Source organism: Streptomyces palmae, assembly GCF_004684805.1.
GTDB lineage: Bacteria > Actinomycetota > Actinomycetes > Streptomycetales > Streptomycetaceae > Streptomyces > Streptomyces palmae.
On the sequence record NZ_SRID01000203.1, the window covers coordinates 1 to 12217 of the forward strand.

Sequence of the window (12217 nt, forward strand, 5' to 3'; positions counted from 1 at the left end):
TCTCGCGCCCGCCGCAAGGCGCCCCCGCACGGCGGCCCCGCGAGGCGGCGCCGGCCCCGCGGGCCTACGCTCGGTGGCATGCCCCGCCGGCTTCTGCGCGTGCCCATGACGGACGGTGCGGAGCTGCGCGCCGCGCTGCGTGCGCTCCGCGGCGAGCTGGGGCTGCCCGAGGCGTTCCCGGCGGCGGTGCTGGCCGAGGCCGAGCAGGCCGCGGCGTACCGGCGGCCGGTGCCGGACCGGGAGGACGCCCGGGAGCTGCCGCTCTTCTCCCTCGACTCACCCGAGGCGGCCGACCTGGAGCGGGCGATGTTCCTGGCCCGGCGGCCGGGCGGCTTCCGGGTGCACTACGCGGTCGCCGACATCGCCGCCTTCGTGGTGCCCGGCGGGCCGCTGGACCTGGAGACCCGCCAGCGGGCGACGACCGTGTACTTCCCCGACGCCCGGGTGCCGCTGCACCCCGACGTACTGACCCGGGACGCCGCCGCCCTGCTGCCCGACCAGGACCGGCCCGCCCTGCTGTGGCAACTGGACCTGGACGAGTTCGGGGAACTGGTCTTCGCCCATGTCCGCCGGGCCGTGGTGCGCAGCCGCGCCCGGCTGGACCACGCCGGTGTCCAGCGCGAACTGGACACCGGTGCCGCCGAGGAGCCGCTCTCCCTGCTGCGCGACATCGGCCTCCTGCGCCAGGAGCTGGAGCGCTCCCGCGGCGGGCTCTCGCTGACCGTCCCCGAGCAGCACCTCGTCCCGCGCGGCGCCGGCTACGGCCTCGCCTACCAGGCCCCTCTCCCCGTACAGGGCTGGAACGCCCAGATCTCCCTGCTCACCGGCGCGGCGGCGGCCGATCTGATGCTCGCCGCCGGGACCGGCATCCTGCGGACCGTGCCCGCGGCCCCTGACGGAGCGGTCGGGCGGCTGCGCCGGGTGGCCCGCGCGCTCGGCGTGGACTGGCCGCACGGCACCTCGTACGCCGAGGTCGTCCGCTCCCTGGTGCCGGACCACCGGGCGACCCCCGGCACCCTCACCCGCGACGAGATCCCGCCGCCGCACGCCGCCTTCCTCCAGGAGTGCACCGCCCTGCTGCGCGGCGCCGGGTACACCGCCTTCGACGGCGATCCCCCCGATCCCGCGCCGGCCCGGCACGCCGCCCTCGCCGACGACTACGCCCACTGCACCGCCCCGCTGCACCGCCTGGTCGACCGCTACACCGGTGAGCTGTGCCTGGCGGCGGCCGAGGGCACCCGTCCCCCCGAGTGGGTCCGCGCCGCCCTGGACGCGCTCCCCGGCGAGATGGCGCGCGGCGCGGGCCGTGCCACCGCGGCGGAGCGGGAGTCCGTCGACCTGATGGAGGCGGCGGTGCTGCACGGCCGGGTGGGGGAGGTGTTCGACGGGGTGGTGGTGGACGTGGCAGCCGGCGCGCCCTCCCGCGGCACCGTCCACCTCCACGACCCGCCGGTGGCCGGCCGGCTGGTCGCCGCCCCCTCCGGCGCCGCCCTGCCGCTGGGCAAGCCGCTGCGGGTCAGACTGCTGGCCGCCGACCCCGGTCGGGAGAAGGCCCGCTTCGCCCCCGCCTGAGCCTCCCGGCCTACCCTCGCCTCCCCGCCCGGTCCGGCGGGGCCGCCACCTGCGGGTAGCATGGTCGGCACGGCGGACGAGCCGGCCGGGCGGTCGCGTCGGGGTCCACAGGGCCTCGCCGAGGAACGTCCGGGCTCCACAGGGCAGGGTGGTGGGTAACGCCCACCCGGGGTGACCCGCGGGACAGTGCCACAGAAAACAGACCGCCGGGAGCCGCAAGGCACCCGGTAAGGGTGAAACGGTGGTGTAAGAGACCACCAGCGTCCGAGGTGACTCGGACGGCTCGGTAAACCCCACCCGGAGCAAGGTCAAAAGGGGCCGTCGGCTGACGACCCTGCGCGGACGATCGAGGGCTGCCCGCCCGAGTCCGCGGGTAGACCGCACGAGGCCGGTGGCAACACCGGTCCTAGATGGATGGCCGCCTCCCCTTGGGCCGCAAGGCCCCTGGGAGACAGAACCCGGCGTACAGGCCGACTCGTCCGCCGCCTCCTCCTCTGACCTGGTCAAAGGGGGGAGTTCCATCTCCTCTCCGGGCCGCCCAGGGGGTTGTGAGGGGATTTCGGCGGCGTCTCGCCGGGCCGTTGCGGCAACGTCGTCCAGCAGCGGCCACCGCGGCGGCTCACCGGTGCGGCCGGCCGCGGGCAGCTGGGTCATCGCGAGGCCTGTTGGTTCTCCCGCTGCCGCGGTGGAAGGGATGCGTTGTCGACATGCGCATATCGCATAGACGGGTTGATGATGGTTAGAGGTCTCCTGTCCGCTCTGGAGGCATCTGCGCTATGGGTTACTACCTGGCGATTGTGACAAGCATCATCCTCGCTGGGATGGTCGTCGGCACGTGGGTATTGCTCTGGCTGAGCGCGTCTGAGGACAGAGTTCAACAGCTGCGCTCGCTGACCGGCCTGGTTGCTGTTATAGCCGGAGATGCGGCGATAACTGGAGCTGCGATCTGGGCAATTCACGAAGCAGGAGGAGAAAACCGCGAGTGGGTTGTCTCCATTGTCACGGCCGCATTTACTTCTGTGGTGTCAATTACCACGGCCTACTTTGGCATCAAGGCTGTCACCAACACGGCAGCCAGAGCCATCGGTACGCCGCAGACGCGGAAGCCTCCCCCTGGCGATCCGGCCGCTCGTACACCGCCCGCTGATACGCCGCCTGCCTCGGGTGGTTCTCCAGCCGCGGAGTCCGTTGCATCTCCGGTCGAGGGAGAGGGCGCCGATGACTCTTCGACCGAGGGAGCCGTGAGCACCAGCGAAAGGCTCTCGGGAGAGTCTTGGCTCACGCGCATCAAGAATAAGTTGCCCAAGAGCTCCAAGAAGGGGGTGCGCCGGCCAAGGGACGCCGACGGCGGATAAGCACGCGATGGGTGCGCGGGGTCGGCCTGCGGCAATCCGGGACGGCACAGGCGCCGACGAGCGGTGCCACCGCTACACCGGTGGCGTCTCGCCGGGGCTCAGCATGGGGGTGCTTCCGTGAGGGCCCCGGCACTGCGGGGTGCGGCGGCAGAAGAAGCCGCGGCCCTCGCAGGCCCGGCAGAGGGTGAGTGAGGACATCTCGCCCGCCGGGCCGGAGCGCGGCACATACAGCGCGGTGATGGCCACCAGCCGGGTGCCGGTGCATCCCCGGCACATCTGGTGGGGGCCGGGGCAGGGAGGTTCGTCGCCCGGATCGGTCGCCCGCGTGGGTTCCGCGCTCTCGCTCACCTGCTGCCGCCCTCCACCCATCCGCTGCCACCGCATGTGCCGCACTGCCGCTCCTCGTACTCCGGGCCGCCCACGTTGTCCTCGAAGCTGTGGTGCCGCTCCACCTGAACCCGGCCTGTCCCGTTGCACGTTGCGCACTGCTGATTGCTCATCGTGTCCCCATCCTGGCGATGGTAGGCAGCGGACCGAGTGCGCTTCGCACGATTGAGGGAAGCGCCGGTCTCGCCCTGCCGGATCTGCTACGGGCCGGTGGACCGCCGTCGGGCGGGCAGGTGGCCGGGTGCTGAGCCGGGCGCCCGGCCGCACCACGGCCGGGTGACCCACGGGCCAGCGGGGACGCGCACCTGGCCGGAAGACACCGCGCCCCCTCCGGAACGTCCGGAGGGGGCGCGTACCAGTGATCTACGAAGGGGGCGTTCCCCACCGTCGGGTGGGTGCGGCCATCGGGTCCGCCCCCGTCGCCGCAGCCGTGCTAGACGGCCGCGCGCTTGCCGCCGTGGTGGCGGCTGTGAACCTTGCCGTGGCCGTGCTTGTGGCCGTGCTTGTGGCGGTGGCCATGGCCCTTACCGTGCTGCTGGTCGCGGCGCGGACCCTTCTTGTGCACCGTGATGGTGGCCGAGTCGGGTTGGCTGGTGACCCTGTCGCCCTGCGGGTCGAGGGCGGTGGCCACGGCCACGTTGGTGACCTTGCAGCGCGTGCCGCACGGCTTGCCGCTGTCGCCGCGCCGGGTGGTGCGGCTGGGGCGGTGGTCGCTGGTGGGAGCCTTCTTGACGGTCTCGCACCCGCACAGGTCGGTCCTGGTGACGGTGTAGGTGCCGGTGCAGGTGGTGCTCTGGCCGGGGGCGAGGGTGGTCGCCTGGCAGGTGACGTTGGTGACCTTGTCGTCGTCGACCGCTACGTCGTGCAGGGTGGTGTCGCCGGTGTTGGTGACGGTGTAGCTGTAGCGGACCTTGCTGCCGGTGGTGAAGGGGCCCTTGGAGAGCACGTGCTTGCGGATGGTGAGGTGGGACTGGGCCCTTTCGACCACGGTGATGGTGGCCGAGTCGGATTCGCTGGTGAACAGGTTGCCGTTCGGGTCCCTTCCGCTGTCGGTGGCCGTGTTGGTGATGGTGCAGGGGGTGGTCCCGGTCTGCCGGCACCGGTCGAGGTCGGCCTGGGTGACCGTGTAGGTGCCGGTGCAGGTGGTGCTCTCGCGGGGGGCGAGGGTGGTCGCTCGGCAGGTGATGTCGGTGACCTTGTCGTCGTTGACGGTCAGGTCGTGGAGGGGGACGTTGCCGGTGTTGGTGGCGGTGTAGGCGTACTCGACCACGTCACCGACATGGAACGGACCGGGCGAGACCACCCGCTTCGCCACGGTGATGCCGGGCGCGCCGATGGGGACGGTGACACTGGCCTCGTCGGGTTCGCTGACGATCTCGCGGCCTGCCGGGTCCATCGCGCCCGCCTGCGCCACGTTGGTGATGACGCACTCCGTGCCCTCACCGCCCTCACCCTCCCGGCACGCGTCGATGTCGGCCTGGCGGATCGTGTACGAGCTGGTGCAGGTGGTGCTCTGGCCGGGGGCCAGGGTGGTCGCGTCGCAGGTGACGTCGGTGGCGTGGTCGTCCCTGACCACCAGGTTGTGCAGGGTGGTGCCGCCGGTGTTGGTGACGGTGTAGGCGTATCTGACCGTCGACCCCACCTGGTACGGGCCGCTGGAGGTCACCCGCTTCCGCAGGGTGAGATGGGGGCGCCCCACGGGGAGGGTCAGCCGGGTGTCCGGAGAGGTGATCGTCTCACCGTCCGTGGTACCCGTGGCCGTGGCGGTGTTGGTGACGGAACCGGCCGTCTCGTCGGCCGCGGTGATGGTGTAGGTGCCGGTGCAGGTGGTGGCGTCACCTGTTTCGCCGGCCGGCGCCAGGGTGGTCGCCTGGCAGGTGATGCCGGTGACGTGATCGTCGTGCACCTGGATGTTGTTCAGCCTCGTCCCGCCGGTGTTGCGGACGCGGTAGGTGTAGGTGACCCTCTGCCCGACGGAGTAGGGGCCGGGCGTCGTCACGTTCTTCTCGACCTCGAGGGCGGGCGGCCGTTCGAGGGGCACGTTCTCCGAGGAGGGTGGCGAGGTGACCGTCTCGCCTTCCGAGCTTCCCGTCGCGACGGCGGTGTTGGCGATGGAACCACTGGCCGCGTCGGCCGCCGTGACGGTGTACGTGGCGGTGCAGGTCACCGTCTGGTTGGGCGCGAGGCTCGTCGTGGGACAGGACACCGGACCGATCTTCGGGTCGTTGACGGTGAGTCCGGTGATGTTCGTGGTACCCGAGTTGGTCACCACGAAGTCGTACGGCACCCGCGAGCCGACCGTCAGGTCGGCGGGCAGCGGCTGCCTGACCTGCTTGACCAGGTTCAACCGGGGGAGCGGCTCGTCGGAGGTGACGACCACGTTGCGGATGAGGTGGACGTCGGTGGCCCCTCCGGTCGAGGAGGCGAAGCCGAACTTGTAGGTGGCCGGGACGGGCTGGGGCGCCGGTGTGGATAGCACCTGGTGCGGGCCGGTCCCGTCGTTAAAGTCGACCGTCACCGTGATCATCGGGTTGGGCGCCGGGGTGATGCGCACGGTCACCCGGCGCCGGGACGGTTCGAGGAGCTGTTCGGCCTCCTGCGGGGTGACACCCGGCGGCAGATCGGTCGTCGGGCCCTGAAGGGTGCCCGGGAGAGTCGAGGGCCAGGGACCGGTGGTGGAGAAGTTGCTGGTCGTGGCCGTCTGGAAGCAGTAGCCGACCACGCCGTTACCGGGGCCGCGCACGGTGACCATGTTGGGTCCGGGCGGCGGGAAGGCGATCGTGGCCGGCGAGCGCTGGTCAGGGGGGCAGCCGTTGCCGCGCGATTCCCCGTCGCCGAAGAAGTTGCCGTACACGTCCAGCCCGACGCCGACGTAGCCGAAGTCGACACCGGGCAGCAGGGGACTGTCCGGATTGTCGCCCTGGCGGATCTGGGCGTAGCCGAGACTGCCGCCGTAGGCACCGGGGTGGGTCAGTTCGGCGGCGCCGTCGACCAGGAAGAAGGAGATCCCGTCGGCGGGGTTCGCCGGGGTCGTGCTTCCGTACTGCCACTGGTCGAACGAGACGTTCAGCCCGCCCTGCGAGGGGATGGCGTGGTTGTACATCACGGCCGCGCTCTGGTAATGGGCGGCGTCGGTCAACCGCAGGTAGCCGTGCGGTGCCGCGTTGTTCGGAGGCACCGGTCCCACCGCGCCCGGCGGGCAGCCGCCCAGCGGGCGGTTCCCCGGCCCCGGTGCCGCGCCGACCGGCGGCGCACCGGTGAGACATGCCGATCCCACCGCCGTGAACTCCGGAGCCGTGGCCCCGGTGAACGATTCCTGGACCAGGACGGAGCCTGCGGGCTGCTGCCGCTCCTGAGCGCTGGACGTGCCGTCCAGCGACAGGGGCAGCGCCGCGCCGACGACGAGGGCCAGCGCCGCGGAGGCGAGTCGGGAAGCACGCCCGACCGGCGCACGCCGGCCGGGCAGTGAGGGGGGTCGTCTCTTCTTCATGTCCCGCATCAGTAGCAGTCACTTTGCGGCCGATATCAGGTGACAAGCCGTCATATGCCCCCAATGGCCGCCGCGACCGACCCCACTGCCGCATTCGCGGCCGCCCGCGGCACGGCACGGTTTGCGGCCATGCGGTGTCCTGGGCGTCACCCCGGCCGGAAACGCTCGCGCCCCCTCCGGAGGAAACGGAGGGGGCGCGAGGAGCGAGCCGCGGGGGACCTCACCGCCTGTCGGGGGTGGGCGGCGGTGGGGCCGTCCCCGTCGGGGCCGTCCTAGGCGGCCATGTGCTTGCCCTGGGCCTGCCCGAGGTCAAGGCCGCGACGGTGGTCGCGACCGTGCTCGTGGCCGTGGCCGTGCCGGTGGTGACGGCCGTGGCCGTGACCGTGCTTGCGGCCGTGGTCGTGCTTGCGACCGGGAGCGTGCTGGTGGTCGCGGCGCGGACCCTTCTTGTGCACCGTGATGGTGGCCGAGTCGGGTTGGCTGGTGACCCTGTCGCCCTGCGGGTCGAGGGCGGTGGCCACGGCCACGTTGGTGACCTTGCAGCGCGTGCCGCACGGCTTGCCGCTGTCGCCGCGCCGGGTGGTGCGGCTGGGGCGGTGGTCGCTGGTGGGAGCCTTCTTGACGGTCTCGCACCCGCACAGGTCGGTCCTGGTGACGGTGTAGGTGCCGGTGCAGGTGGTGCTCTGGCCGGGGGCGAGGGTGGTCGCCTGGCAGGTGACGTTGGTGACCTTGTCGTCGTCGACCGCTACGTCGTGCAGGGTGGTGTCGCCGGTGTTGGTGACGGTGTAGCTGTAGCGGACCTTGCTGCCGGTGGTGAAGGGGCCCTTGGAGAGCACGTGCTTGCGGATGGTGAGGTGGGACTGGGCCCTTTCGACCACGGTGATGGTGGCCGAGTCGGATTCGCTGGTGAACAGGTTGCCGTTCGGGTCCCTTCCGCTGTCGGTGGCCGTGTTGGTGATGGTGCAGGGGTTGGTCCCGGTCTGCCGGCATCGGTCCAGGTCGGCCTGGGTGACCGTGTAGGTGCCGGTGCAGGTGGTGCTCTGGCCGGGGGCGAGGGTGGTCGCCTGGCAGGTGATGCCGGTGACCTTGTCGTCCTGGACGGTCAGGTCGTGGAGGGGGACGTTGCCGGTGTTGGTGGCGGTGTAGGTGTACCTGACCCGGCTGCCGACGGGGAACGGGCCGGGCGACTCCGCCTCCTTCCGGATGGTGAGGTGGGGCCGCGGCTGCTCGTTCACCGTGATGGTCTCCGAGTCCGGAGGACTGGTGGCCTCGGTGCCCTCCGGGTCGGTTCCGGTGGCGGTGGCCGTGTTGGTGATCGTGCAGGGGTTGGTCCCGGTCTGCCGGCACCGGTCCAGGTCGGCCTGGGTGACCGTGTAGTCCCCGGTGCAGTCGGTGCTCTCCCCCGGGGCGAGCGAGACCGCCTGGCAGGTGACGTTGGCGACCTTGTTGTCGTTGACCGCCACGCTGTGCAGGGGGACGTTCCCGGTGTTGGTGACCCGGTAGGAGTACACCACCTGGCTGCCGACGGTGAACGGGCCGGTGGAGGCGACGACCTTCTCCACGGAGAGGCTGGGCCGCGGGACCACGTTCACCACGATGGTCTCCGTGTCGGGCTCGCTGACGACCCTGATGTCGTTGGGGTCCTCTGCGGTGGCGGAGGCCGTGTTGGTGATGGTGCAGGGGGTGGTCCCGGCCTGCCGGCACCGGTCGAGGTCGGCCTGGGTGACCGTGTGGGTGCCGGTGCAGGTGGTGCTCTGGCCGGGGGCGAGGGTGGTCGCCTGGCAGGTGATGCCGGTGACGCGGTCGTCCTGGACGGTCAGGTCGTGGAGGGCGACGTTGCCGGTGTTGGTGACGGAGTAGGTGTACTCGACCCGGCTGCCGACGGTGAACGGGCCGGTCGAGGTCACCCGCTTGACCAGGGTGAGGTCGGCCCGCTGGTCCGCCCGCACCTGGACCGTGGCCTGGTCCCGCTCACTGGTGACGTCATTGCCGGTGACCGCGTCGATTCCGCCGGCCTGCGCGATGTTGGTGATCTCGCAGGGGTCCATCCCGGTCTCCTCGCAGGCGTCGAGGTCGGCTCGGGTGATCGTGTACTGACCCGTGCAGGTGGTGCTCGCGCCGGGAGTGAGCGTGGTCATCTGGCAGCTGACGTCGGCCACCCGGTCGTCCTGGACCACGATCCGGTTCAGCGTGGTGGTGCCGGTGTCGGTGAGGGTGTAGGTGTAGTCGACCGTGTCACCGACCTGGAACGGACCCGGCGAGGCCACCCGCTTGGTCAGCGTGAGGTGGGGCGCTCCGACCGGGATGGTCGCCTGGGCCTCCGGCGAGGTGATCGTCCGGCCGTCCGAGGTACCGGTCGCCGTGGCGATGTTGGTCACGGAGCCGGCCGTGCCGTCGGCCGCGGTGAGGGTGTACGTACCGGTGCAGGTGGTGCTGTCACCTGGTTCGCCGACCGGCGCCAGGGTGGTCGACTCGCAGGTGATGCCGGTGACGTGGTCGTCCCGCACCTGGACGCCGGTCAGCTGCGTGCCGCCGATGTTGCGGACGGTGTACGTGTAGGTGACCCTCTGCCCGACGGAGTACGGCCCGGGGGTCTCCACCCGTTTCTCCACGTCGATGCCGGGTGGTTGTTCCACCGGCACGGTCTCCGAGGAGGGTGGGGACTCGACCGTCTCACCGTCCGAGGTACCCGTCGCGATGGCGGTGTTGGCGATCCGGCCGGCGGCCACGTCCGCCGCCGTGACGGTGTAGGTGGCCGTACAGGTGACGGTCTGACCACTCGCCAGTGAGGTGGTGGGACAGTTCACCGGGCCGATCTTCGGGTCGTTGACGGCGAGGTTGTCGATCCGCGTCTCGCCCGAGTTGGTCACCACGAACTCGTAGGGCACCCGGCTGCCCACGGTCAGGTCCCCGGGGAGCGGCTTCACGACCTGCTTGACCAGGTTCAGCTCCGGCAGCGGCTCGTCGGAGGTGACGACCACGTTGCGGATGAGGTGGACGTCGGTGAACAGACCGGTGGAGGCCGCGAAACCGAACTTGTAGGTGGGCGGCACCGGCGTCGGGGCCGGTGTGCTCAGCACCTGGTGGGAGCCGGTGCCGTCGTTGAAGTCGATCCACACGTTCACCACCGGGTTGGGAGCCGGGGTGATCTGGACGTGCACCCTGCGGCGCGACACCTCCAGCGCCGCCTCGGCCTCGGCGGGGGTGGCGCCGGGAGGCAGCGAGGTGGTCGGTCCCTGCAACTGGCCGGGCAGGGTCGACGGCCAGGGACCGGTGGTGGTGAAGTTGTTGGTGGTGGCGGTCATGAAGCAGTAGCCGTCGATGCCGTTGCCGGGGCCGCGCAGCGTCACCATGTCCGGGCCGGGCGCCGGGACGTGGAAACTCGTGCCGGCGGGGGACCGTACGGCGCAACCGTGTCCGCGCTGCTCCCAGTCGCCGAAGTAGTTCCCCAGGACGTCGAGGCCGACGCCCAGATAGCCGTTGTCCACACCGGGCAGGATCGGGTTCGTGGCGATATCGCTGTCGCGCTTCTGCGCGTATCCGAGGCTGCCGCCGAAGGCGCCGGGCCGGGTCAACGAGGTGTCACCGTTCACCAGGAAGAACGAGATGCCGTCGGCCGGGGTGGCCGGGGTGGTGCTGCCGTACTGCCACTGGTCGAAGGTGACGTTGAGGCCCTCGTTGGCCGGCACCGGGTGGTTGTAGAGGGCGGCGCCTTCCGAGTCGTTGGTGGCGTCGGTCAGCCGGAGATAGCCGTGCGGCGCGCCGTTCGAAGGCGGTACCGGCCCCACCCCGGGCGGGCAGCCGCCGAGCGGGTGGTCCCCCGGTGGGAGCGGGCCGGTGGTCGGGGGCGCGCCGGTGAGGCAGGCATCCCCCAGTCCGGTGAACTCCGGCGCGGTCGCCTCGGTGAACGTCTCCGAGACCAGGGGCGAGCCCACGGCGGTCGGCTGCGCCGAAGCGGTACCGACCGGACCGAGCGCCGTCACTCCCGCACTGACGACAAGGGCCAGGGCCGCCGTGGCGAGCCGGGAGGCCCGGGCCCGCCATCCGGATGACGATGAGCGATATCTTCGTTGCATACCCGCCTGAGTAGCAGTCGCGCTCCGTACATGACTGATGACAAGCCGTCAAGTCGAGTCAAGTGCCCCGGTCGGCCGACAGTGCTCCGAGACCACCCCCGAGGGCCGCCGGAAGCGGCCGCGGGCTCTTCGCCGCGACCGCGAGGATCGCGGCCGGCACCGCGTGATCACCCGGGCGACGGCTTCCGCGGAAAAAACCCCGCGCGGCTGTCACATCCGCCCCGCCCGCTCCGTCAGTGCGGTGACGGAAGGCAACCGGGCCGCGTGGCAGGCGCGCGGCACCCGGTCGGACGCGAGGAGATCACGATGACTGCCCGGATGAAGAACGCCGCGATGGTGCTGCCCGACGCGATGACCGGTATCCAGAGCCTCATCAAGGCCATGCACCAGGGAGGCGTTCCGCAGCAGACCATGGAGCTGGTGCATCTGCGGGTCAGTCAGATCAACGGGTGCAGCGCCTGTGTGTACGGCGGGGTGGCCAGCGCCAAGAAGGCCGGGGAGAGCGACGAGCGGCTGCACCAGGTCGCGGCCTGGCGGGAGGCGCCGTTCTTCACTGATGCCGAGCGCGCCGCCCTGGCCCTCGCCGAAGCCGCCACCCGGCTCGCAGACCGGTCCGGGCAGGCCGTGCCGGACGACATCTGGGACGAGGCCGCCGACCACTTCGACGAGCGGCAGCTCGCGGCCATCATCCTGATGATCGCCACCACCAACCTGTTCAACCGCCTCAACGCCACCATCCAGGAGCCCGCCGGCCAGACCTGGAGCTGAGCACGCCGCGCCGCGCCGCGCCGCCGGGACGGGCGTGTCTGCCACCGCCCCGCCCCGGCACCGGTACGCCCCGCCCTCCGTGCGCTGTCACGGAGGGCGGGGCGCGGTGTCCGAGTAGCGTCAGCAGCAATGACGTATAGGGACCCGGCCGACGTTAGCGGCAGGGTCTGACAACCCGGCCTGAGCTGCCGCGATCGTCGGCTCGGGGGTTCAGCGGGGGAGCCGGATGCCGTTGCGCGGGGTGTGCGGGGCCGCGTAGCCGCCCAGGAAGGTGATCAGCGGGGGGACGACCAGGGTGATGACGTACTGCGCCGCGGCCGGCAGCGAGCCCATCAGCTCCGCGTCGCCCACGGTGGCGTTGAGCACCGTGACCGCACCGGCTGCGGCCAGGCTGCCCAGGGTGGCCCAGGAGACCTTGTGCTCGACCTTCTTCGTGGCGGATGCCATGGGATGCGACCTCCTTGTCCGAACGGCCGCCGCGCCGCGCGGGCAGGGCGGCATGCCGCACCTCAAGTGCGGGGGAAATCCATGGGATTGGGGTGGGAGGAGCCCACTGGGCGGAACGGGGG

General features: G+C 71.4%; 8 protein-coding genes and 1 other RNA gene. 4 read left to right on the forward strand and 5 right to left on the reverse strand.

Annotated features, from left to right (window positions below):
* Nucleotides 1–78 precede the first annotated feature (78 nt).
* From E4099_RS20175 to E4099_RS20185, 3 genes are all read left to right on the forward strand, one after another.
* Nucleotides 79–1572: an RNB domain-containing ribonuclease gene (locus tag E4099_RS20175; RefSeq protein ID WP_135340495.1), complete on the forward strand. Its 1494-nt coding sequence runs from the start codon at nt 79–81 to the stop codon at nt 1570–1572.
* 77 nt (nt 1573–1649) lie between these two features.
* Nucleotides 1650–2054: RNase P RNA component class A (gene rnpB, locus E4099_RS20180), an RNA gene on the forward strand.
* A 294-nt stretch (nt 2055–2348) separates the two neighbouring features.
* Nucleotides 2349–2927: a PepSY domain-containing protein gene (locus tag E4099_RS20185; RefSeq protein WP_135340496.1), complete on the forward strand. Its 579-nt coding sequence runs from the start codon at nt 2349–2351 to the stop codon at nt 2925–2927.
* A gap of 72 nt (nt 2928–2999) precedes the next feature.
* Here E4099_RS20185 and E4099_RS20190 read toward each other — a convergent pair whose 3' ends face one another.
* The 4 genes from E4099_RS20190 to E4099_RS34880 form a co-directional block, all read right to left on the reverse strand.
* Entirely contained in the window at nt 3000–3275 is a 276-nt protein-coding gene (locus tag E4099_RS20190) for a hypothetical protein (protein ID WP_135340497.1), read from the reverse strand.
* Complete coding sequence (locus tag E4099_RS33100; RefSeq protein ID WP_167828430.1) at nt 3272–3427, reverse strand: hypothetical protein; 156 nt, start codon at nt 3425–3427, stop codon at nt 3272–3274. Before E4099_RS33100 ends, E4099_RS20190 begins: the two co-directional genes overlap by 4 nt.
* Nucleotides 3428–3747: 320 nt before the next feature.
* The gene (locus tag E4099_RS20195; RefSeq protein ID WP_135340498.1) at nt 3748–6804 is read right to left on the reverse strand and encodes a DUF7507 domain-containing protein; all 3057 of its coding nucleotides are present in this window, start codon (nt 6802–6804) and stop codon (nt 3748–3750) included.
* A gap of 272 nt (nt 6805–7076) precedes the next feature.
* The gene (locus E4099_RS34880) at nt 7077–10880 is read right to left on the reverse strand and encodes a DUF7507 domain-containing protein (RefSeq protein WP_135340499.1); all 3804 of its coding nucleotides are present in this window, start codon (nt 10878–10880) and stop codon (nt 7077–7079) included.
* Between the two features lie 306 nt (nt 10881–11186).
* On the opposite strand from E4099_RS34880, the gene E4099_RS20205 reads away from it, so the two are divergent.
* Nucleotides 11187–11648, forward strand: a complete 462-nt coding sequence (locus tag E4099_RS20205) for a carboxymuconolactone decarboxylase family protein (RefSeq protein ID WP_135340500.1) — start codon at nt 11187–11189, stop codon at nt 11646–11648.
* A 210-nt stretch (nt 11649–11858) separates the two neighbouring features.
* Here the strand turns inward: E4099_RS20205 and E4099_RS20210 are convergent, their stop codons facing one another.
* Nucleotides 11859–12095: a hypothetical protein gene (locus E4099_RS20210; RefSeq protein WP_135340501.1), complete on the reverse strand. Its 237-nt coding sequence runs from the start codon at nt 12093–12095 to the stop codon at nt 11859–11861.
* Between the last annotated feature and the right edge of the window lie 122 nt (nt 12096–12217).